The organism is Pseudomonas parafulva (assembly GCF_000800255.1).
GTDB classification, from domain to species: Bacteria; Pseudomonadota; Gammaproteobacteria; order Pseudomonadales; family Pseudomonadaceae; genus Aquipseudomonas; species Aquipseudomonas boreofloridensis.
In genome coordinates, this window is sequence record NZ_CP009747.1 from 1397401 (window position 1) to 1419456 (window position 22056).

Below are 22056 nucleotides of genomic sequence, written 5' to 3' on the forward strand. Positions count from 1 at the left end.
CGACAGGCGCGGCTTACGCTGCCGCTTCGCTCTGGTAGCATGCCCGCCATGACGTATTCAGGACGATTTGGCTGGGGCGTGCTGTTGCTCGCCGCCAGCTGTACAGCGTGGGGCCAGAGCGAATTGGTGGTGCGGGTCAAACCGGCCAACAAGGCGCTGCAGGCGAACATTGAAGGCTATATCGGCAGTCTCGGCGATCGTGACGAGGACGCCTTGCTGCGCTTCAGTCGCGGGGCCGAGGAACAGGCGCGCAAGGCGGCCCAGGCGCTGGGCTACTACCAGGCGCAGATCGACGCCCAGGTCCAGCCCCCGAGCAAGCCTGATCAGCCTTTGCAATTGATCATCCGGGTCGAGCCCGGCGAGCCGGTGCGCCTGCGCAATGTGCAAGTCCGTATCGAAGGTCCGGCCAGCGAGCTGAAGGCGTTCCGAGTCCCGGACAGCCGGGCCTTGCGTCAAGGCGAGCAACTGAATCACGGTGCCTACGAGGACGCCAAGCGCCTGATCCAGAACCAGGCCTCGCGCTATGGCTTCTTCGACGGTCGGTTTGCCCGCCAACGCCTGGCCGTGGATCCCCGCGCCGGGGTCGCCGATATTGAGCTGGTGTATCAGAGCGGTCCGCGCTACCGCCTGGGCAAGGTCACCTTCGGCGGCGACGCGCCACTGGACGACGATCTGCTGCAGCGCATGGTGGGCTTCAAACCCGGTACGCCCTATGACTCGGAACTGGTCGCCGAACTGAACAACGACCTGCAGTCCAGCGGCTACTTCGAGGGCGTGCGGGTGGATGCTGCGCCCACGGCAGCCGTGAACGACGTGGTGCCAGTGGCGGTGCAACTCGATACTCGCAAACCGCGCACCTTGGGTCTGGGCCTGGGTTTTTCCACCGATGTCGGGCCGCGCGGCAAAGCTAACTGGACGCGGCACTGGGTCAACCCTCAGGGCCACAGCTATGGCTGGGAAACCGAGATTTCCGGCCCCCGACAGAACGTCGGCCTCTGGTATGACGTACCCCTGGACCCACCGTTGACCGACAAACTGCGCTTTGCCGGTGGCTACCAGAACGAAGAACTCTCTGGCACCGACACGTTGAGCAAACTGTTGACGGTCGGCCCGGAGTGGCACAGCAAGCTGCCCAGCGGCTGGCAGCGGGTGATTTCACTCAAGTACCAGCGCGAGGAATACCGACTGGGTGACGACTCTGGCCTGAGCAACCTGTTGATGCCTGGCATTAGCTACTCGTACCTGCGCAGCGACAACCGCATCGACCCGCACAATGGTTACCGCCTGCAGTTCGACGTCCAGGTGGCCAAGGAAGGGCTGGTGTCCGATACCAACCTGGTGCATGGCAACGTCCTGCTCAAGGGCCTGACCACCTTGGGGCAAAACCATCGCGTGCTCGGGCGTGTGCAATTCGGCGGCAGCGCCACCAACGGCTATGACAAGAAAATGCCGCCGTCGCTGCGTTTCTTTGCCGGTGGTGACCAGAGCGTGCGCGGCTATGACTACCAGACACTGTCGCCGAAGAACAGCCAGGGTGACCGCATCGGTGGCCGTTACCTGGTTGCCGGCAGTGTCGAATACCAGTACTCGATCACGGAGAAATGGCGCGTGGCAACCTTCGTCGACCAAGGCAACGCCTTCAATTCGCTGGAGCTGCCCAGCCTCAAGACAGGGGTCGGCATCGGCGTGCGCTGGGTGTCGCCAGTCGGTCCGCTGCGCCTGGACCTGGCGCGTGCGCTCGATGATGACGGCGGGTTCCGTGTGCACTTTTCCATGGGGCCTGAACTGTGAGGCGAGTGATCAAGCCGCTGCTGTTGGGACTGCTCGGCCTGCTGCTGTTGATGGTGCTCGCGCTGACCTTGGTACTCGGCACCCAGGCGGGCAGTCGCTGGGTGCTAGGTTGGGTGCCGGGCCTGCAGGTCGACGACTTCCAAGGCACGCTGGGCGGGCAATGGCAGGCCAGTCGCCTGGTCTGGACACAGGACGCAAGCCGCGTCGAACTGCAGGCGCCGCAACTGCACTGGTCGCCTGCCTGTTTGTTGCGCGCCACCTTGTGTGTCCAGCGCCTGCAGGCCGAGCGTATCGACATGGCCTTTGCCCCCAGCGCCGAGCAGACCGACAGTGGTCCTCTGAAACTGCCTGACCTGCGCTTGCCGATCGCCATCGAGTTGGGTGAGGTCAAGGTGGGCCAACTGCGCCTCGATGGCGGCGACTTGCTCGGCGATCTGCAACTGGCGGCGCACTGGACCGGACAGGGCATGCGCATCGACCACTTGCAGTTGCAGCGCGACGATCTGCACCTGAGCCTGCAAGGTACCGTGTTGCCCGAGGGCGATTGGCCGCTCGATGCCGATGCCACGCTGCAACTGCCTGCGGTTGATGGTCAGGCGTGGCAGTTGGTGCTCAACGCCAAAGGCGATCTGCTCAAGACGCTGGCGCTCGACGGCACCAGCAGCGGTTACCTGCAAGCCAGAATCGACGGTGAGCTGCAAGCGCTGGCCGAGCATGTGCCCGCAAGGCTGCGCATTCGTGCCGATGGGTTCCGGCCGTCTGCAGCGTTGCCGGCACCGCTGCAACTGAACCAACTTCAACTGTTGGCAACCGGGGATCTGCTCGAGGGTTATCGGCTCGAGGGCACGGCGAGCCTGCCGGCCGAGCAAGGGCCGATCGCGCTGGCGTTGAACGGCAAGGTCGATGCCAAAGGAGCGCGCCTCGATGCCCTGGACCTGACCGCCAGTGACACGCAGCGCCTCCGGCTTCAGGCCACGGCTGACTGGGAGCAGGGCGTGCAGGCCGATGCCACTGTCGACTGGCTCGATTTTCCCTGGTTGCGCCTGTACCCGCTGCCAGAGGCGCCAGAAGTGACACTCAAGCGCTTCAAGGCGCAGATGGCGTATCGCGACGGCCGCTACGAGGGCGAATTCACCGGCAATCTGGAAGGCCCGGCGGGGGCGTTCAGTGTGGCCAGCCCGTTCGCGGGAGATCTGGGCCAGGTGCGTTTGCCCAAGCTCGAATTGGTGGCTGGTCAAGGGCGGGCGGCGGGCAGCGTCGGCATCCAGTTCGCCGATACCCTGGCGTGGGATGTCGATCTGAACGTATCGGCACTCGACCCGGCCTATTGGGTCGCTGAACTGCCAGGTGCGCTGGCAGGACCGCTGCGCAGCAAGGGTGAGTTGAAGAACGAGCGGTTGCAGCTCGATGCCGAGCTCGATCTGAAGGGGCGCCTGCGTGGTCAACCTGCGCAGCTCAAGGCAAACGCCAAGGGGGCAGGGGATGCCTGGACCCTGGGCACGCTGGCGATCCAGTTGGGCGACAACCGTATTACCGGCAGCGGCAGCCTGCAGCAGCGCCTGGCCGGGCGCATCGATCTCGACCTGCCCCGTTTGGGGCAGCTCTGGCCGCGCCTGCAAGGCCAGGCCAAAGGCCGCCTCGATCTGGCCGGAACCCTGGCGGCCCCGCAGGGTAGTTTGACGCTGCAGGGGCAGCAATTGGCCCAGGCCGACAATCGCATTCAACGGCTGGACCTGGACGCGCGCCTGGACAATGCCCAGCGAGGCGTGGTCACGCTCAAGGTCGGCGCTATCCGCCTGGGCGAGACCGCCTTGGGTAATCTGGACCTCAGCGGCAAGGGCGACATTCGTCAGCAGGCGCTGAGCCTTGCGCTCGACGGCCCGCAACTCAAGCTGAACCTTGCGCTCGACGGCACGCTGGCCAAGGGCGACTGGCGCGGTCGGCTGGCCAGCGGCCGGGTCCAGGCCGGCGGCCAGGACTGGCAACTACAGGCCCCGGCGCGCTTGCAGCGCCTGGCCAATGGTCAGATCGACTTCGCCAGCCATTGCTGGCGCTCCGGCCAGGCCAGCCTGTGCGGTGACGACCAGCGCCTGGCGCCGGAGCCGCGACTGCGTTATCACCTCAAACAGTTCCCCATCGACAGCCTGGCCCCGTGGTTACCCAAGGACTTCGCCTGGCAAGGCATGCTCAACGCCGACATCAACCTGGATATCCCGGCCAGTGGGCCGAAGGGTACGGTGCGCGTGGATGCCAGTGGCGGCACGCTGCGCGTGCGCGACAGTGGTCGCTGGGTCGATTTCCCTTATCAGACGCTGCGCTTGGACAGCACCCTGGCACCGCGTCAGGTGGACACCACCTTGGTGTTCCGGGGTGAGCGGCTGGGTCAGTTGAACCTGTCCACGCGCATCGATCCTCTGGGGCGCGACAAGCCATTGTCTGGCGATTTCCGCCTCTCCGGCGTCGATCTGTCGATCGCCCGTCCGTTCCTGCCGATGGTCGAGCGCCTGGCTGGCCAGCTCAATGGCGAGGGTCGGTTGTCCGGCACATTGCTGGCGCCGCAGGTCAACGGCACTGTCCAGCTCAGCGGCGGACACGTCAGTGGCGCCGAATTGCCGGTCAGCCTGGAAGCCTTGTCGCTGCGGGCGCTGATCGCCGGTGAGCAGGTGCAGATCAACGGCGACTGGCGCAGCGGCGAGGCCGGTCGCGGGCAATTGACCGGCGACATGACCTGGGGTCAGGCATTGGCCGTCGATCTGCGGCTCCAGGGCCAGCAACTGCCGGTCAGCGTCGAGCCGTACGCGGCGCTCGAAGTCGCGCCCGACCTGCGGATTCGCCTGGCTGGCGAGAAGTTGGCGGTGACCGGCAAGGTGCAGGTGCCCAAAGGCAAGATCACCGTGCGCGAGTTGCCGCCTTCCACGGTCAAGGTGTCGGATGACACGGTGATCGTCGGTCAGCAGACCGAGCAGGGCGAGGCACCCATGGCGGTGGCCATGGACATCGACGTCGAGGTCGGTCGCGACAAGCTGTCGTTCAGCGGTTTCGGCCTGACCGCCAATCTGCTGGGTCATGTACACATCGGCGACAACCTCGATACCCGCGGCGAGCTGAGTCTGGCCGACGGTCGCTACCGTGCCTATGGCCAGCGCCTGACCATCCGCCGCGCCCGGCTGCTATTCGCCGGGCCCATCGACCAGCCCTACCTGGACATCGAAGCGATTCGTCAGGTGAACGAGGTCACTGCCGGTATCCGCCTCAGCGGAAGCGCCGAGCAACCGACCACCACGGTGTTCTCGGAACCGGCCATGAGCCAGGAGCAGGCGTTGTCCTACCTGGTACTCGGGCGTCCGTTGGGCAATTCCGGGGAAGACAACAACATGCTCGCGGAGGCGGCGTTGGGCCTGGGGCTCGCCGGCAGTGCCGGCCTCACCGGTGGCCTGGCCTCGCGGCTGGGCATCGATGACTTCCAGCTTGATACCCAAGGCTCGGGCAACAGCACCAGCGTGGTCGCCAGCGGCAACCTGACCGAGCGCCTGAGCCTGCGCTATGGGGTCGGCGTGTTCGAGCCGGCCAGCACCATCGCCCTGCGCTACAAGCTCAGCAAGAAAGTGTACGTGGAAGCCGCCAGTGGATTGGCAAGCTCGCTGGACATCTTCTACAAGCGAGATTTCTAAGATCGTGGGCCCCAGGCCGGGGCGCCGCGACGTCAGCCTTCAACGTACGGTGGCCGCCTCGATGAATTCGTTGCTGTCCGCCTCAGGGCTGGTCGGTGGACGCGGTTTACGCACCGGCTGAATAAGATTGGTGTATTCCTCGATCAGTCGATTGATCGCCTCGGGCGGCTCACAGGCGTGAAACTGCATGCGAATCTGCACTTCGTCGGGGTCGCGCCCTTCGCCGCGACGCGCCTGGGCGCCAACGGTGACCTTGAAGTGCGAGCAGGACGCCGGGTCGCTGGCCTGGCGTACGGCCTCCTGGCGCGCCTGTGCGTCCTTGACGTGGACTGAAAGGTCCACCTGCATGCGCTCCAGTGCCAGGCCTTTGGGTGAGACCAGCGCGATCAGCGGAATGCGCAGCAGGTGGGCGTCGTCCATGGCCACCTCGACCATCTTGGCGCGCATCGGTAGGCCGGGTTGTTCCGGGTCGAAGTCGAAGAATTGATCGAACAGCCTCAGGTACTGCTGAGCGATCAGTGTGTTGGTTGCGGCGGCCGCTTCTTGAAGGCCACGCGTGACGTCGCGAAGATCGCTCGAGGTCATGGGTGATGGCTGGTGACCGTCTGGACTGTCCACTCATCGGACTCCTGTCAAAGCGCCGCAGGTAAAAGTACCTGCGGCGATCGTTATCACACGCAGCGTTCAAGGGGCCTCGGTTTGCGGCGCGCCTTGGTCCGACTGCGGCTTTTGCCCCGGTGCAGGGGTGACGGACGCATCAGGCAGTTTGTCCGGGTTATCCAGTGTTGCGCCGGGCAGCAGTGACGGCTTGGTAGCCGCATCGGTCAGGTAGTCGATCACGCGCATCATCGCTTCGGGGGGGCCCTGGCGGCGGACGCTGGTGCTGAACGCGTACCGGGCGCGCGTGTCGGTCTTACGAGTCTGCTCCGACTTGTGAGTCACGCTGCCTTTGATATCGAGCTTGAACGGCCCCCAGCCCAGCGAGGCCTCCAGGCTGCCTTGAACATCCTTGCTGGAGCGGTCTTCGGCCATCTGGTTCACTGTCATCTCGAATTCGATGCGACCTTCTTCGATCGCAATGTTCGGATGCGTGATGGCCGCAAGCAACGGCACGCTCAAGCTCTTCTTGACGGTGCCTTGGTAGCCGCCATCCTGGCCGACCAAGGTTTCGTCGTAGTCGAACTGGATGGCAACGGCCTTGCCGTCCTTGATGCAGACATTCAGCAGGAAATCGGCGTATGACTTGCTCGCTGTGACTTGGGCTTGAATCATCGCCTGTAACGGACCGGCGATCATGCGGTCCATCGGCAAGGCGTTGATGACCGAGCCTATCAGATTGCTATCGATTGACATGGGTGGGCGACCTCATGGGTTCAGGGAAACGGGGTTCAGTGGGCATGGTTGTCCTGGCGCCGGATGTTGCCGATCTGGCGCAGGCTCAGCCCGTACTTGTCCGCCAGCAGGCTGCGCGACAGGCCGTTGGCGCTTTCTTTCTGGATCTGCAGATTACGCAGCTGACGCTGGAAGTGATCGGCCTTGGGGATCTCCAGCGCGATACCGGCATAGCGTTTGATCAGCGCGTCGAGCGCATCGGCCGGCAGCACGTCGGCCAGTCGTGTGCGATCCCGGTGTTTGGGGATGTATTTCGGGCGTCCGCCGTAGGCACAGGTCAACCGATAGGCGTTTTCAAGCCCGATGCACTCGATCAGTGATTGCAGCGAGTGGGGCAGTTGGGCGACGTCGACGGCGGTCAGGTCTGGCATTTCCATGTGCATTTTCCTTGGGTCCATTGGGCCCGAGCAGTGGTGTCGTGAGGATTTTCAGTCACCCTCGTCAACCATTCCTAGGCGCCAAGCGGCCGGCAGGTTGTAGTTTCAATTGATCGGTACTTGCAGGCATCTGGGTCCGCATGTGTAGGACGTTGCATGCCCTGGGCACTACCGGGTCCGGTTTTGCTGGAATGGGGCTCGGCAAAAGGGTCGATGGGGCAGTGCACCCTGTTAGTCGCAGGGATAGGCCCTGCGAAGCGTGATCAGCTTGAGATAGGCATGCGGCAGGCTGGCGCTGCTCACCGGCAGGGCTCGCCAGTCGACGTCCACGCACAAGGCCTCCAGCGCCTGGCCGCCCCGCTGGCCGACCACTAGCGGTGCGAACCCGCGGCGGTAGCGCACGTGAGTGTCGGCGAACGGTTCGACCTGGTCTGCCCGCGCCAGCGTCAGGCGTGCCATGGCCGGCAACTGCGAAGGACTGACGGTGAAGTGCAGTTGCCCGGGCTGGTTGAGGAAAAAACCGCTGCTGCGTACCCGTTGCCAGAGCATTTGCCATTGGCTTGAACCGCTGTCGGCTTCCAGGAGCGCGCCCAGTTCGAGCAGGCGTTCGCGAGAAACCAGGGCAGTATCGATGGCATGGGCGGTAGGGTGAACGATCAGCAGGGTGCTGAGGAGCAGGATGCGCGTCATGGGGGCTCCAAGGCGTGAAAGTAGCCGGGAGTCCATGGTTTCAGGCACGCTGCGCGCAGGTCAGCAGGAAATGTCTCGTCTGAGGGGGGGCAGATGTATCATAGGCGCGGCTCCCCAGGAGCCTCTTGTCCCAGATGTCCCAAGGAATTGCCGATGACACACATGCAGCGCTTCAAGTATTCGATTCTCACCATTGCGGTGATGATGGCGACGTTGTTCGGCCTGAGCCACTTGCAGAAGCAGGGTACGATCAGCGAGCAGACGTTCCAGTACCTGGCCATCGGCATCGCCGTGGTGGTGGTGGTGATCAACGGCATCATGCGGCGCAAGGTCAAGACCTGAGCCCGCTAGCCGGTCGCCTTCAGCGTCCGGCGCCTTGTTCGAGCACCGCACGTGCCTCGGGCTGCAGGCTGTAGCACTTGTCCGCGCCGAGGGTGATCACGCCCTCGCTGCACAGCCGCTTGAGCACTTCGCGCACGCTGAGAAACGACAGCGGAATATCCAACTGCTCCAGTTGCGCGTGCACGCCACGCACGCCGATGCTGCGCCCATGACGATCGGCCGCATGCAGCGCGTCGATGACCTTGAGGCGGATCAGGCTGGTGCGCAGGCCATAGGCGCGCAACAGCTCGCGAATCTGCTCGTTGCCTACGCGCTCCGGTGTATCGGCGCTCGCCTCAGGTGTCGCGCGTTCCATCGAGCGATGTCGCTGCGGCTGTAGTGGCGGGTTGTACATGCGGATGCTCCTTTTCCTGATGGTCCTGAAATCTTGAATGCCTGACTACTAAGACGAACCAGCAAAGCAGATCTGCAACGATCCAGATTAAAAAAGATGCCGCAGACCGCATGGCTTTCCGCCACCTTGCCTGCCTTACAAGACGCTTCGAATACCTGTACTGCGTAAAATTTTCATCCAGCGACTCGTCTGATCGGGATGATCCCCATTTTTCCTGGAGTGTCCGTGATCACACTATCGCGTCCCTTGTCGTGCCTGGCGGTGGCCTTGGCCCTGAGCAGTACGGCAGTCGTGGCCCTGGCGCGCGAAGGCGCAGGCGAGGCCTCGGCGCAGATCCGCCGTACCAGCTTCGGCGTACCGCACATCCTGGCCAATGACGAACGCGGCCTGGGCTACGGTATCGGCTATGCCTACGCCCAGGACAACCTGTGCCTGCTGGCCAATGAAGTGCTCACCGTCAATGGTGAGCGCTCGAAGTTCTTCGGTGCCGAAGGCAAGACCGTCGAGCAGCGCGACAATCTCGACAGCGACCTGTTCTTCACCTGGCTCAATGACGGCGATACGGTGAAGGATTTCCTTCAGGCGCAGTCCGGCGCCATCCGCGATCGTCTGCAAGGTTACGCGGCGGGTTACAACCGAGCGCTGGCCGAGCGCCGCCAACAGGGCTTGCCAGTGGAATGCGGGACGGGCGAGTGGCTCAGGCCGATCACCGAGCTGGACTTGGTCAAGTTGACCCGCCGCCTGTTGGCCGAAGGGGGCATCGGTCAGTTCGCCGAAGCCCTGGTGGCAGCGACCCCGCCTTCTGTGTCGCACGTTTCGAGCACGCGCGACTTCGGCTGGGCATTGGCGCGCCAGCAGGCCTTCGCCAGCGAGCGGGGCAGCAACGCCATTGCCATCGGTGCCCAGCGCTCGGCCAACGGTCATGGCTTGCTGCTGGCCAACCCACATTTTCCTTGGGTCGGCGGGCTACGCTTCTACCAGATGCACCTGACCATTCCCGGCCAACTGGACGTCATGGGCGCCGCGCTGCCAGGCTTGCCGGTGATCAACATTGGCTTCAACCGGGACGTGGCGTGGACCCACACGGTGGACACCTCGAAGCATTTCACCCTCTACCGGCTGCAACTCGACCCCAAGGATGCCACCCGTTATCAGGTCGATGGCCAGTCGCTACCCCTGCAGCAGCGCACGCTCAAAGTCCTGGTCAAGCGTGCGGATGGGACGCTCGAACCGGTGCAGCGGCAGATCCATGTGTCGCGTTTCGGTCCGGTGGTGCAGTGGCCCGGGCGCCTGGACTGGGATGGGCGTCACGCCTATGCCCTGCGCGATGCCAACCTCGACAACAAGCGTGTGCTGGAGCAGTGGTACGGCATCAACAAGGCCAGTGGCATCGATGTCCTGAAGACCTCCGTGGCGTCTGTTCAGGGCATTCCCTGGGTCAATACGCTGGCGGTCGACGGCAGCGGCCGAGCGTTGTACTTGAATCAGTCGGTGGTGCCCTATGTCGATCAGGCGCTGCTGGCCCAGTGCAGCGATGCGGCGCAAGCCGGCCCGCTGGTCGTACTGGACGGTTCGCGTAGCGCGTGCGATTGGAAGATCGACCCGGCCGCTGCCCAGCCGGGCATTTTTCCCGCGCACCTGCAACCGAGTCTGGAGCGCGCTGATTTCGTGCAGAATTCCAACGACTCCGCCTGGCAGGTGAACCCGGCCCAGCCATTGACCGGGTTCTCGCCGCTGATCAGTCGTCAGGACCAGCCGCTGGGTCAGCGCAGCCGATTTGCCCTGGAACGCCTGCAGGGCCGTGGCAAGCTCGATGCGCAGGCGTTGCGTGGCCTGGTTTTCGACGATGAGGTGTACCTGGCCACTCAGGAACTGCCTGCGTTACTGCGCTGGTGCGAAGGCGCGCAAGCCGATGTGCAGGCCGTATGCACGAGTCTTCGAGCGTGGGATGGCAAGGCGAGGGCCGACAGCGGCTTGGGGCTGGTGCATTTCGCCAATATCCTGCAAGCACTGGCCGACCAGCCGCAGGTCTGGCGCGTCGCGTTCGATCCTGCCGATCCTCAGCACACGCCGCGTGGCCTGGCGGTCGAGCAACTGGCGGTACGCCGGTTGCTGCATGACGCGGCGCTGGCATCGATGACGCAGGTGCACGAACAAGGGCTGGACAATACGCTGCGTTGGGGGCAGGTGCAGCAGGCGGCGGACGGTACACCGGTGCCGGGCGGGCCACAGGCACTGGGGGTGTACAACGCCATGGTCAGTGTGCCGATGGGCCCGGGCAAGCGTCTGGTGGTCAGCGGCACCAGTTACCTGCAGGTCGTCAGCTTCACCGATCAGGGGCCGCAGGCCGAGGGCTTGCTGGTGTTTTCGCAATCGAGCGAGTCGGCGTCAGCGCACGCATTCGATCAGACCCGCGCCTTCGCTGCCGGGCAACTGGCACCGATACCGTTCACCGACGCGCAGATAAAGGCTGATCCGCACTACCGGGAATACCGAGTCGGTGAGCGTGATGAGCCTGTGTCGGAGGCGACAACCCGTTAGACCCAGCCGATGACCCTGAGCAAGCACCTCAGGGTCTTCACGACTCAGGTGAACTCGAACGGCGCCAGTTGCATGCCCTGGTCATCGACCTGCAGCGCCCAGCCGCGGCGATCCCAGTCGCCGAGCACGATGCGCCGGGCAGGCTGCCCGTCGACCAGCAACTTGTGCAGGGCAGGGCGGTGGGTGTGGCCGTGAACCAGGGTGCGCACGCCATGCTCGGCCATCACGCGAGGGACTTCCTCCGGCGTGACGTCGACGATCTCGGTGTTCTTCATGCGCGTCTGCGTCTGGCTCTCGCTGCGCAGCTTGCGTGCCAGCTTCTGGCGCAGGGTCAGTGGCAGGTGCCGCAGCAGCCACAGGCTCAGCGGATTGCGCAGGTAGCGGCGCAACTTCATGTAGCCCACGTCCCGCGTGCACAGCGTATCGCCATGCATCAGCAGCACCGGTTCGCCGTCAAGCTCGACCACGCTCGGGTCGGCCAGCAATGTGCAGCCGGCCGCGCGGCAGAAGGCTTGGCCGATGAGAAAGTCGCGGTTGCCGTGCATGAGGTAGATCGCCGTGCCGCTGTTGGCCAGCGTGCGCAGGGCCTGACAGATCGAAAGCTGGAAGGGCGTCATGGCGTCGTCGCCGATCCAGGCCTCGAAAAAGTCGCCCAGGATGTACAGCGCCTGGGCCTGCCGTGCGCGACCGTCGAGCAGATCGAGAAACGCCCGGGTAATGTCCGGGCGTTCTTCTTGCAGGTGCAGATCGGAGATCAGCAGGATCACTCAACGATCTCGGCTTTCTCGATGATCACGTCCTCGCTCGGGACGTCCTGGTGGCCAGCCTTGGAACCGGTTTTCACGCCTTTGATCGCGTCGACCACTTCGCGGCCCTCGATCACTTCACCGAACACCGCGTAACCCCATCCTTGCACGTTCTTGCCGCTGTGGTTGAGGAAGTCGTTGTCGGATACGTTGATGAAGAACTGCGCGGAAGCCGAATGCGGCTCCATGGTGCGGGCCATGGCGATGCTGTACTTGGTGTTCTTCAGGCCGTTGTCGGCTTCGTTCTGGATCGAAGCACGGGTCGACTTCTGTTTCATGGCCGTGTCGAAACCGCCGCCCTGGATCATGAAGTTGTTGATCACGCGGTGGAAGACGGTGCCGTCGTAGTGACCGTCCTTGACGTACTGAACGAAGTTTTCCGTGGTCTTCGGTGCTTTTTCCGCGTTCAGTTGCAGGACGATGTCGCCGTGGTTGGTGGTCAGTTTGACTTGGGTCATGCTGAAACTCGCTCTTTCAAGGCATTGGGGAATAGGGGTATGCAGCGTGCTTGCACGAACTGACGCGGCACGAAGCTGTGACGGCACAAGGTGTGCAGGGTTCGATCTGGCCGGCGCCGCGCGGGCATCACGATAAATCGCGCCAGTTTGTCCGTGCCCGGCTGTCAGCGGCTTGACTGCTTCGGCTATGATAGGCGTTTTGATTCAATCGGCCTACCCGGACCGGACATCTGCATTCAAGGATCCTATGAGCAAGCCCACCGACAACGCGACCAACGCCGCTGCCAAAGGCGCCCCCGCCGTCCCTGCGAACTTCCTGCGACCGATCGTCCAGGCCGATCTGGATTCGGGCAAGCACAGCAGCATCGTCACCCGCTTCCCGCCGGAGCCCAACGGTTACCTGCACATCGGCCACGCCAAGTCGATCTGCGTCAACTTTGGCCTGGCCCAGGAGTTCGGTGGCGCCTGCCACTTGCGTTTCGACGACACCAACCCGGCCAAGGAAGACCAGGAGTACATCGACGCGATTCAGCGGGACGTCAAGTGGCTGGGCTTCGAGTGGACCGGTCCGGTGCGCTTTGCCTCCGACTATTTCGAGCAGTTGCACGACTGGGCGGTCGAGCTGATCAAGCGCGGCAAGGCGTATGTCTGCGACCTCACGCCCGAGCAAGCCAAAGAGTATCGCGGCAACCTCACTGAACCGGGCAAGAACAGCCCGTTCCGCGAGCGCAGCGTGGAAGAGAACCTGGACCTGTTCGCACGCATGAAGGCGGGCGAGTTCAAGGATGGCGAGCGTGTGCTGCGCGCCAAGATCGACATGGCGTCGCCGAACATGAACCTGCGCGACCCGATCCTGTACCGTATCCGTCATGCCCACCACCACCAGACCGGCGACACCTGGTGCATCTACCCCAACTACGACTTCACCCACGGTCAGTCGGATGCCATCGAAGGCATTACTCACTCGATCTGCACCCTCGAATTCGAAGGCCATCGCCCGCTGTACGACTGGTTCCTGGACAACCTGCCAGTGCCGGCGCACCCGCGCCAGTACGAGTTCAGCCGCCTGAACCTGAACTACACCATCACCTCCAAGCGCAAGCTCAAGCAACTGGTGGACGAGCAGCATGTCGACGGCTGGGACGACCCGCGCATGTCCACGCTGTCCGGCTACCGCCGTCGTGGCTACACCCCCGCATCCATTCGCAACTTCTGCGAGATGGTCGGTACCAACCGCTCCGACGGCGTGGTCGACATGTCGATGCTCGAATTCAGCATCCGTGACGACCTTGACCGCGCCGCGCCGCGTGCCATGTGCGTGCTGCGTCCGCTCAAGGTGGTCATCACCAACTACCCCGAGGGCCAGGTCGAGCAACTCGAACTGCCGCGCCATCCCAAGGAAGACATGGGCGTGCGCGTGTTGCCGTTCGCCCGAGAGCTGTACATCGACCGCGACGACTTCATGGAAGCGCCGCCCAAAGGCTACAAGCGCCTGGAACCGGCCGGTGAGGTGCGTCTGCGCGGCAGCTACGTGATCCGCGCCGACGAAGCCATCAAGGACGCCGACGGCAACGTCGTCGAGCTGCGCTGCTCGTACGATCCGGACACCCTGGGCAAGAACCCCGAAGGTCGCAAGGTCAAGGGCGTGATCCACTGGGTGCCGGTCGAAGGCAGCGTGGAGTGCGACGTGCGCCTGTACGACCGCCTGTTCCGCTCGCCCAACCCGGAGAAGACCGAGGAGGGCGGCAGCTTCCTGGACAACATCAATCCGCAATCGCTGCAGGTGCTGACCGGTTGTCGTGCCGAGCCTTCGCTGGGCCACGCCCAGCCTGAAGACCGCTTCCAGTTCGAGCGCGAAGGCTACTTCTGCGCCGACCTGAAAGACAGCCAGCCAGGACGTCCGGTGTTCAACCGCACCGTGACCCTGCGCGATTCGTGGGGCAGCTGAGGAACCTTCGTGCTTACCATCTACAACACCCTGAGCAAGACCAAGGAAGCGTTCAAACCCCTGGACGGCAACAACGTGCGCATGTACGTCTGCGGCATGACCGTGTACGACTACTGCCACCTGGGTCACGGTCGCAGCATGGTGGCCTTCGACCTGATCACCCGCTGGCTGCGCAAGAGCGGTTACGCGCTCACGTACGTGCGCAACATCACCGACATCGACGACAAGATCATCAACCGCGCCAATGAAAACGGCGAGGCGTTCGAGGCGCTGACCGCGCGCATGATCGATGCCATGCACGAAGACGAGCGTCGTCTGAACATCCTGCCGCCGGATCAGGAACCGCGCGCCACCGATCACATCGCCGGCATGCACGCGATGATCCAGACCCTGATCGACAAGGGCTATGCCTACGCACCGGGCAATGGCGACGTGTACTACCGGGTCGGCAAGTTCGTCGGCTACGGCAAGCTGTCGCGGCGCAAGATCGAAGACCTGCGTATCGGCGCCCGCATCGAAGTCGACGAGGCCAAGCAAGACCCGCTGGACTTCGTGCTGTGGAAGGGCGCCAAGCCCGGCGAGCCGAGTTGGGAGTCGCCGTGGGGGGCAGGTCGTCCGGGCTGGCACATCGAGTGCTCGGTGATGTCCACCTGCTGCCTGGGCGAAAGCTTCGACATCCACGGTGGCGGCAGCGACCTGGAGTTCCCGCACCACGAAAACGAGATCGCCCAGAGCGAGGCCGCGACCGGCAAGCCTTATGCGGCGGCGTGGATGCACTGCGGCATGATTCGCATCAATGGCGAGAAGATGTCCAAGTCGTTGAACAACTTCTTCACCATTCGCGACGTCTTGCAGAAGTATCACCCGGAAGTGGTCCGCTACCTGCTGGTCGCCAGCCATTACCGCAGCGCCATCAACTACTCCGAAGACAGCCTGCGCGATGCCAAGGGTGCATTGGAGCGCTTCTACCACGCCTTGCGCGGCCTGCCACGGGTCGAGGCCAAGGGGGGCGAAGCCTTCGTCGAACGTTTCGCCGTGGCGATGAACGACGACTTCGGCACCCCCGAAGCCTGCGCCGTGCTGTTCGACCTGGTGCGTGAAATCAACCGTCTGCGCGAAAGCGACCCTGCGGCCGCTGCTGGGCTGGCCGGTCGTCTGCGTGAGCTGGGCGACGTGCTGGGCGTGTTGCAACTGGAGGCCGACGACTTCCTGCGCGCCGGTGCCGAAGGCAAGGTCGATGCTGCCGAGGTCGAAGCGTTGATCCAGGCGCGCCTGCAGGCGCGTACGGACAAGAACTGGGGCGAGTCGGACCGCATTCGCGACCAGCTCACCGCCATGGGCGTGGTCCTGGAAGACAGCAAGGGCACCACCACCTGGCGCCTGGCCGACTGAGTCGCGCTGCGGGCGTTTAGCCTGCGACCGATGTAAAAAAACGGGGCGTCCCAGCCAATGGGACGCCCCGTTTTCATTACGCCGCCGAGTGTCAGGCGACCTTGACGATCCAGCCTGCCGGCGCTTCCACGTCACCGCTCTGGATGCCGGTCAGCTCGTGGTACAGCTTCTGGGTGACCGGGCCGACCTTCTCCAGGTCGTGGAAGACGTGCAGCTTGCCGTTGTACTCGATACCGCCGATCGGCGTGATGACCGCCGCCGTGCCGCAGGCACCGGCTTCGATGAAGCGATCGAGCTTGGCGATTTCCACGTCGCCTTCGACGACACTCAGGCCCAGGCGCGATTGCGCCAACTCCATCAAGGACAGGCGGGTGATGCCCGGCAGCACCGAGGCGGATTTGGGCGTGACGAATTCGTTGTTGGCGGTGATGCCGAAGAAGTTCGCCGAGCCGACTTCTTCGATCTTGCTGTGGGTCAACGGGTCCAGGTAGATGGCGTCGGCGAAGTTGGCCTTCTTGGCCTCGGCACCTGGCTGCAGGCTGGCCGCGTAGTTGCCGCCGACCTTGGCCGCACCGGTGCCTTGCGGGGCCGCGCGGTCGAAGCTGGAGATCTGGAAGTTGTGCGGCTTCATGCCACCTTTGAAGTAGGAGCCAACGGGGATGGCGAACACCGAGAAGATGAACTCCGGCGCGGTGCGCACGCCAATGTTGTCACCGGTGCCGATCACGAACGGGCGCAGGTACAGCGCACCTTTGCCGTGCGGCGGGATGAATTTCTCGTTGGCCTTGACCACCTGCTTGCAGGCTTCGATGAACATGTCGGTGGGCACGTGCGGCATCAGCAGACGCGCGCAGCTGCGCTGCATGCGTGCGGCATTCTGGTCGGGACGGAACAGGTTGATCGAGCCGTCCTTGCAGCGGTAGGCCTTCAACCCCTCGAAGCACTGCTGGCCGTAGTGCAGGGCCGTCGAGCCTTCGCTGATGTGCAGCACGTTGTCTTCGGTCAGGGTGCCGTTGTCCCACTTGCCGTCGCGCCACACGGACAGGAAGCGCTTGTCGGTCTTGATGTAGTCGAAGCCCAGCTTGTCCCAGTTGATCTCGTTGCTCATGACACCCTCTATCGTCTTGCAATGGCCCGATCGGTCGGGCTGCTTCTGAATGCGCACCTCGCCACGATAATACATCCGCGTGGGATGGGAAACGTTCAGTCACCAATTGCGCTTTACGGCTGCTCGTCGATCTGCTCGCAGAACCGCAGGCGGTTGCCGAACGGGTCATGGATCTGCATCTGCAGGCCCCAGTCCACACGCTCGGCTTCAGGCCGGGCGTAGCCGTAGCGCTTGGCCTGCAGCTCTTTTTCCAGCGCCCTGAGGTCGGACAGTCGGGCGAACACGGTCGAGCCGGGTGTGGCGTCGCCATGGTGTTCGGTCAGGTGCAGGATCAAACCGTCGCGGTGAATCTGTGCATACAACGGCAGATCGGGTGCGAAACGGTGCTCCCAATCGAGACTGAAGCCGAGGAAATCGAGGTAGAACTCTTTGGCCTTGTCGACGCTGAAGATGCGCAGGACAGGGATGGCGGGGGCCAATTGCATGGAGGCGTCCTTACCGGAAGAAAGCGCGCAGTGTAACGAGTTGGATCGCTGAGCGACCAGCCATGCAGCCAGATCGCGAGCTCGACATAAGTACCACCGGCTGCTGAACGGAGCTGGCTCCATGCACGTTTATCCCGCAGTGGAGCTGCCCATGGCTTTCGATACCCTTTCCGACGACTCGGTCGACACGCTCATCGCCGGGCGTCTACCCGCTTGGCTCAAGGGCGCGACCCCCGAGCAATTGCCGGCCGTGCATCAGGCGTTGGTTGCCCAACAGCGTGCCCAGCACGCGGTACAGACATTACTCGCGCAGATCCAACCGCTGGATCAATTCGCCGCGCCTCTGCTCAGCGAAGCCTTGGAAACACTGCTGCAACAGCCGCTCGACGTACGAGGCAGCGTATTGCGTCGGCAGGTGTTGATCCGCAGTCCTTCCGGGGTCGGCTGGGTCCCGGACGGCATCGTGCCGCGCATTTTCACCCAAAGCCTGTTGGCCTGTGCGTTGCACAATTTCGAGCGTGAAGAAACCGCCAAGGCGGCGTGGCGGGACAGCTCGGTGCTGCTCGACGCCCAAGGCAACGCCATCGCCTTGCAGCCTCGCGCGTTCGCCGGCGTCTGTCGAACGCTGGATCTGGGCGGGCGCTACCAGCAGCACCTGAAAACGGTGCTCATGGAAGACGACGCTCGGCGGCGAGCCAGCGAGGCCGTCCTGGAAACCGGATGGCGTACGGGCCTGGAGGCGGCACTGTGGGTGGCCCGACTCAAGGGCGACATCGATGAATCGGTCCACACCGAGGTGCAGCAGGCGCTCGCCGACTCAACGCCGAGCCCGATCACGGCCATGGATATCCGTGTGCTGGGCCATCGGTTGCAGGGCGTCGTGGTGTTCCAGAGGCACCGTGCTTCGGGTACGACGGATCCTGAACTGATCGCATGGATCCCCGACGATCCGCTGGCGCCACTGAGCACGCATGCCTCTTGGGATGCACTGTTCATGACCGTGGGCCAGCGTTTGCGCGAAGTCGACTATCAACGCTTCTTCCAGCGCTTCGTCAGCGAACAGGACCGCGTGCCCTTCGCCCGGACCTTGGCCCGACTCATCGAAGGTGCCGCGGCACAGGACGCGTTGCCGCTCGACGGGCGAAGCGAACCGGTTACCGGTGCGCTGTGCGCACACCTGCGCCGGGTACAGGTCGACACGCTTTTGGCCGACGCACAGGTGCTGGCCGTGCCCACCAGTGTGGTTGATTGCGCCGAGCGCGACCGGCGTCTGCGCTGGCTCAAGGGGCTGGGCCTGGACCTGCTGGGATTGGCCAGCTTCTATGTACCCCAGCTGGGCTTGCCGCTGCTGGCCATCGCTGCCGCGCAATTGGTCGACGAGGTCTTCGAGGGCTATCGCGACTGGGAATTGGGTGATCGTGAGGCCGCCTTGGGGCATGTGCTGGGTGTGGCGCTGAACGTCACCGGGCTGGCGCTCGGCGCGGGTGTCGAGGCCGCCGTGGGCGGATTCGCCCGCAGCCGCCTGGTCGATGATCTGGCACCGACCCGGGCGTCCGACGGCCAGTGGCGATTGATCGATCCGCGTCTGCCGGGCTATGCCGTGTCCGAACACCCCCTCGCGCACGGCCAGCGCAGCCTGGTCGAGGGGGTCGGTCATGTGGGCATCGAAGGCCAGACCTACAGGCTGCAAGGGGGCGTCGAAGCGGGGGTGCTGGTCCATCCTCAACGACCTGATGCTGCGCTGATCAGACTGGAGGACAACGCAGATGGCGGATTGCACCATGCGCTGGAGCCGGTGGCCCATTGGTCGGGATCCGGTCGACTGCTGCGTCGTTTGGGCGCCGGCTTCAGCCAGGTCAGCGACGAAACGGCTGACGCGCTGCTGCGCAGCCTTGGGATGAACGAAGCGCAGGTGCGGCGCTTGCACCTGGAAAACGCACCGGCCCCGGCGCGGCTCTACGATGCTGCTCAACGCTACCGCCTGCATCAGTGGTATCCGAAACTGCGCGACGAGGATTTCGAGGCCCATGTCCGGCAGACCCAGGCCACCGCCCCCCGCGCTGCGCAGCCATTGCAGCGGGACTTTCCGACGCTGTCCAGTCGAGCGGCGAGCGCGATCCTGGCCGAGGCGACGGGCGAGCAGGTGGACATTCTGCTCGAACAGGGTCGGGTCCCGCTTGCGCTGGCCGAGAGGGCTCGCTGGAACCTGCGCGTCAGTCGGCTGGACAGGGCGTGCGCGGGTTTCGAGCAAGCCGCTGCGGTGAATGCGGACACCGAGCGACTGGCGTTGGGCCTTATCGGCCAGTGGTCCAACTGGCCGAGCGGGGTACGGGTGGAGGTACGCGAGACTCACGCCGCAGGCCTACTGCGCGCGCAGACAAGCCAGGGTCCAGTTGTCCAGACGCGACAGTTATGGCGAGGGCGAGAAGGCTATCTGGCGGTAGGCCAGGGCGGGATTCCAGTGCCAGGTGCCCAGGCCAGCGACGATCTGTTTCAGGCGCTGTTGTGGTTGATGGACACACAACAGCGTTCTTCATTGGGGCTTGCGGATGAATCCGGCGCCGAACTGGCCAATGCCTTGGCCGATCGCGCCTGCGCCGACCGCGATCAGGCGGCTGCCCTGATCGGTTTACAGCCTGTGGGCCCTGGTATGCGTGCGCCTTGGCGGCTGGGCGACGGTCGCCTGGGCTACCCGTTGAGTGGGCGGCCACACCACTCGCGCGGCGCGTTGATACGAGGCTATCAGCAGATCTTCCCGACCCTCAGCGACGTTCAGGTGGAAGCGTATCTGGACGGCGTACGTCAGCGTGGCGAGCGGCCTTGGCAGCACCTGAGAGGGTTGAGCGAGCAACTCGATCAGCTCACCGAACACCTGGCCGCATGGCGCCGTGAGGCCGCTCAACCAGCACTGGTCGAGCGCCGGCGCCTGGCTGCACGGCGCATTCGCCATTGCTGGCGGCGCAAGCGTGCGGATGCTGACGGCGAGTATCGTCTGGTCATCGATAGCGAGCGGCTCGACAGTTTGCCGGTGCTTGCGGCAGGGATCAGCTTCGAGCATGTCAGCGCATTGACCTTGCGCCGTCTGCACCTGAGCAGCGTGCCCGCCGACTTCTTGCCGCGATTCGTCAATCTGCGCAGGTTGGACCTGGGCCACAACCTGCTGATGTGCATTCCTGAGGGGATAGAGTCGCTGACCCAGCTCACCTGGTTGAACCTGGTAAGCAACCACATCGTGCTCGACGAACCTGGCATGGCTCGACTCAGTCGTTTGACTCGACTGCGCGAACTGGACATGGCGCACAATCCCCTGACACGAGTGCCACCGATCGCCTGCATGCCCGACCTGCGGCGCTTGTCGCTGCGCGACACCGGCCTCACCGAGTTGCCCGTGCAGGCCTACATGCATTGGTCGTTGGAAGACATCGACCTGCGTGACAATCGCCTCGACGAGCTGAGCCCGACGCTGATGCATTCCCAGCGGCGCCTGACGCATCTGAGCCTGCATGACAATCCGCTGCCCGAGGCGACGCAATCGGCGGCGCGGGCTGCCTTGAGTCCTGAAGCGCACGGGGTGTTACCGACACGTCGTCACGGCGCCGGTGGGCAGGAATCGCTCGAGCGCTGGCTGGACGGCTCCACTGACGCCGAGCGGGAGGTGCGCACGGAACACTGGTCGGCACTGGCACAGGCGTCCGGCAGTGGCGATCTGATGCGCTTTCTAGAAGACCTGGGCCGCTCGCAAGACTACGATTTTCAAGGCATGGACCTGCGTCGGCGGGTGTGGCAGATGATTGCCGTCTGCGCAGAGGATGCTGAGGTGCGCGAGGCCGTGTTCCAGCAAGCCGCAGGGCCGCGTACCTGTTCTGACCAGATGCTGCTGATCCTCAGCCTGCTCGAAGTGCGGGTATTGGTCACGGTGCGCACTGCCGGCCTGGACGTTGCCGGGCAGGCTGGCGCGCTGGTGCAGTTGGGTCGTGAGTTGTATCGCCTGGATGAGGTAGACCGTGTGGCCAGCGAGCACATCGCTTCGGCGCGCGCGCGCGACCCCTACGGTTTCCACGACGAGGTCGAGACTTACCTGGCCTACCGCGCCGGGCTGGTTGGCCCACTGGGCCTGCCAGCGCAGTCGCGCTACATGCATCACCGGCTGTTTTCAGGCGTGAGCGACACGCATCTGCGACAAGCGATGAAGACGATTCTGACGACCGAGAGCGAAGCGCGAATCGCCGACTCGCTGTCGGACAGACCATTCTGGCAGGCGTTCCTGCACGAAAGCGAACCGCAACTGTTCGATGCATTGAACGCGCCTTATCACGAGCGCCTGGAGATACTGATGGAGCAGGCCGGAGAGTCACCCGAGCAGACCACCCTCGCAGCCATCGATGCGCTGGCCGAAGCCCGCGCGCAGGGCGAGCGATCAATGATCCTGGCGCAAACCCTGCGCTTGCTGCAGTTGCATCCCTGGAAAACGGTGACGTCTTCCACCAATGGCTGAAACCCTTCTGCTTAAGCGCATGGCGAGGACAAAAATTCATCAAGCGTGGAATTATTTAGTGTCCATTTGTATCTGACCCCATAGGGCCCGTTGCCATCATCTTCATGGGTACCGGGCCGAATCACCGTTCGCCCGCCCGATCTGCCCCCTGGGACAGCGGATTGTC

The 22056-nt window shown here is 64.0% G+C and carries 16 protein-coding genes; 7 read left to right on the forward strand and 9 right to left on the reverse strand.

The features are described 5' to 3' along the window. The first annotated feature begins 48 nt into the window (after positions 1 to 48). Together NJ69_RS06265 and NJ69_RS06270 are read left to right on the forward strand one after the other, a co-directional pair. On the forward strand, positions 49 to 1791 hold the full coding sequence (locus tag NJ69_RS06265; RefSeq protein WP_039583126.1) for an autotransporter assembly complex protein TamA: 1743 nt from the start codon (positions 49 to 51) through the stop codon (positions 1789 to 1791). Beyond that, a complete protein-coding gene (locus tag NJ69_RS06270) occupies positions 1788 to 5462 on the forward strand; it encodes a translocation/assembly module TamB domain-containing protein (RefSeq protein ID WP_039577191.1) in 3675 nt (1224 codons plus the stop codon). The genes NJ69_RS06265 and NJ69_RS06270 overlap by 4 nt, the downstream gene beginning before the upstream one ends. 39 nt (positions 5463 to 5501) lie before the next feature. Here the strand turns inward: NJ69_RS06270 and NJ69_RS06275 are convergent, their stop codons facing one another. From NJ69_RS06275 to NJ69_RS06290, 4 genes are all read right to left on the reverse strand, one after another. Further along, positions 5502 to 6047: a DUF2589 domain-containing protein gene (locus NJ69_RS06275; RefSeq protein ID WP_039577194.1), complete on the reverse strand. Its 546-nt coding sequence runs from the start codon at positions 6045 to 6047 to the stop codon at positions 5502 to 5504. 99 nt (positions 6048 to 6146) lie between these two features. Then, positions 6147 to 6815, reverse strand: a complete 669-nt coding sequence (locus tag NJ69_RS06280; protein WP_080754722.1) for a DUF2589 domain-containing protein — start codon at positions 6813 to 6815, stop codon at positions 6147 to 6149. A 35-nt stretch (positions 6816 to 6850) separates the two neighbouring features. Beyond that, entirely contained in the window at positions 6851 to 7231 is a 381-nt protein-coding gene (locus NJ69_RS06285; protein ID WP_039577197.1) for a Mor transcription activator family protein, read from the reverse strand. Between the two features lie 231 nt (positions 7232 to 7462). Beyond that, positions 7463 to 7921, reverse strand: coding sequence for a hypothetical protein (locus tag NJ69_RS06290; protein WP_039577199.1), 459 nt, complete (start codon positions 7919 to 7921; stop codon positions 7463 to 7465). Positions 7922 to 8074: 153 nt separating this feature from the next. Here NJ69_RS06290 and NJ69_RS06295 point away from each other — a divergent pair, with 153 nt between their 5' ends. Beyond that, positions 8075 to 8263, forward strand: a complete 189-nt coding sequence (locus NJ69_RS06295) for a hypothetical protein (RefSeq protein ID WP_029614693.1) — start codon at positions 8075 to 8077, stop codon at positions 8261 to 8263. Between the two features lie 19 nt (positions 8264 to 8282). Here NJ69_RS06295 and NJ69_RS06300 read toward each other — a convergent pair whose 3' ends face one another. Further along, a complete protein-coding gene (locus NJ69_RS06300) occupies positions 8283 to 8618 on the reverse strand; it encodes a fe2+ zn2+ uptake regulation protein (RefSeq protein ID WP_240327006.1) in 336 nt (111 codons plus the stop codon). A gap of 237 nt (positions 8619 to 8855) precedes the next feature. Between NJ69_RS06300 and NJ69_RS06305 the strand changes: the two genes are divergently transcribed. Then, entirely contained in the window at positions 8856 to 11198 is a 2343-nt protein-coding gene (locus NJ69_RS06305) for an acylase (protein ID WP_052192012.1), read from the forward strand. 44 nt (positions 11199 to 11242) lie between these two features. Here NJ69_RS06305 and lpxH read toward each other — a convergent pair whose 3' ends face one another. Together lpxH and NJ69_RS06315 are read right to left on the reverse strand one after the other, a co-directional pair. Continuing rightward, positions 11243 to 11965 carry a UDP-2,3-diacylglucosamine diphosphatase gene (lpxH, locus tag NJ69_RS06310; RefSeq protein ID WP_039577204.1) on the reverse strand — a complete coding sequence of 241 codons (723 nt, stop codon included), beginning with the start codon at positions 11963 to 11965 and terminating at the stop codon, positions 11243 to 11245. Continuing rightward, entirely contained in the window at positions 11962 to 12462 is a 501-nt protein-coding gene (locus NJ69_RS06315; RefSeq protein WP_029614696.1) for a peptidylprolyl isomerase, read from the reverse strand. The genes lpxH and NJ69_RS06315 overlap by 4 nt, the downstream gene beginning before the upstream one ends. A 247-nt stretch (positions 12463 to 12709) precedes the next feature. On the opposite strand from NJ69_RS06315, the gene NJ69_RS06320 reads away from it, so the two are divergent. Then, a complete protein-coding gene (locus NJ69_RS06320; RefSeq protein WP_039577206.1) occupies positions 12710 to 14410 on the forward strand; it encodes a glutamine--tRNA ligase/YqeY domain fusion protein in 1701 nt (566 codons plus the stop codon). 9 nt (positions 14411 to 14419) lie between these two features. After that, positions 14420 to 15802, forward strand: coding sequence for a cysteine--tRNA ligase (cysS, locus tag NJ69_RS06325; RefSeq protein WP_039577208.1), 1383 nt, complete (start codon positions 14420 to 14422; stop codon positions 15800 to 15802). A gap of 91 nt (positions 15803 to 15893) precedes the next feature. Here the strand turns inward: cysS and NJ69_RS06330 are convergent, their stop codons facing one another. Both NJ69_RS06330 and NJ69_RS06335 read right to left on the reverse strand, forming a co-directional pair. Next, the gene (locus NJ69_RS06330) at positions 15894 to 16910 is read right to left on the reverse strand and encodes a branched-chain amino acid aminotransferase (RefSeq protein ID WP_039577212.1); all 1017 of its coding nucleotides are present in this window, start codon (positions 16908 to 16910) and stop codon (positions 15894 to 15896) included. A gap of 113 nt (positions 16911 to 17023) precedes the next feature. Continuing rightward, positions 17024 to 17395: a glyoxalase superfamily protein gene (locus tag NJ69_RS06335; RefSeq protein ID WP_039577214.1), complete on the reverse strand. Its 372-nt coding sequence runs from the start codon at positions 17393 to 17395 to the stop codon at positions 17024 to 17026. Positions 17396 to 17516: 121 nt separating this feature from the next. On the opposite strand from NJ69_RS06335, the gene NJ69_RS22175 reads away from it, so the two are divergent. Continuing rightward, a complete protein-coding gene (locus NJ69_RS22175; protein WP_080754723.1) occupies positions 17517 to 21890 on the forward strand; it encodes an NEL-type E3 ubiquitin ligase domain-containing protein in 4374 nt (1457 codons plus the stop codon). The last annotated feature ends 166 nt before the right edge of the window (positions 21891 to 22056 follow it).

Excerpts from the sequence above, each read along its gene's own strand:
- NJ69_RS06265 (WP_039583126.1), top strand. The coding sequence starts at position 49 with ATGACGTATTCAGGACGATTTGGCTGGGGCGTGCTGTTGCTCGCCGCC.
- NJ69_RS06275 (WP_039577194.1), bottom strand. The coding sequence starts at position 6,047 with ATGACCTCGAGCGATCTTCGCGACGTCACGCGTGGCCTTCAAGAAGCG.
- NJ69_RS06280 (WP_080754722.1), bottom strand. The coding sequence starts at position 6,815 with ATGTCAATCGATAGCAATCTGATAGGCTCGGTCATCAACGCCTTGCCG.
- NJ69_RS06285 (WP_039577197.1), bottom strand. The coding sequence starts at position 7,231 with ATGGAAATGCCAGACCTGACCGCCGTCGACGTCGCCCAACTGCCCCAC.
- NJ69_RS06290 (WP_039577199.1), bottom strand. The coding sequence starts at position 7,921 with ATGACGCGCATCCTGCTCCTCAGCACCCTGCTGATCGTTCACCCTACC.
- NJ69_RS06295 (WP_029614693.1), top strand. The coding sequence starts at position 8,075 with ATGACACACATGCAGCGCTTCAAGTATTCGATTCTCACCATTGCGGTG.
- NJ69_RS06300 (WP_240327006.1), bottom strand. The coding sequence starts at position 8,618 with ATGGAACGCGCGACACCTGAGGCGAGCGCCGATACACCGGAGCGCGTA.
- NJ69_RS06305 (WP_052192012.1), top strand. The coding sequence starts at position 8,856 with ATGATCCCCATTTTTCCTGGAGTGTCCGTGATCACACTATCGCGTCCC.
- NJ69_RS06315 (WP_029614696.1), bottom strand. The coding sequence starts at position 12,462 with ATGACCCAAGTCAAACTGACCACCAACCACGGCGACATCGTCCTGCAA.
- NJ69_RS06320 (WP_039577206.1), top strand. The coding sequence starts at position 12,710 with ATGAGCAAGCCCACCGACAACGCGACCAACGCCGCTGCCAAAGGCGCC.
- NJ69_RS06330 (WP_039577212.1), bottom strand. The coding sequence starts at position 16,910 with ATGAGCAACGAGATCAACTGGGACAAGCTGGGCTTCGACTACATCAAG.
- NJ69_RS06335 (WP_039577214.1), bottom strand. The coding sequence starts at position 17,395 with ATGCAATTGGCCCCCGCCATCCCTGTCCTGCGCATCTTCAGCGTCGAC.
- NJ69_RS22175 (WP_080754723.1), top strand. The coding sequence starts at position 17,517 with ATGCACGTTTATCCCGCAGTGGAGCTGCCCATGGCTTTCGATACCCTT.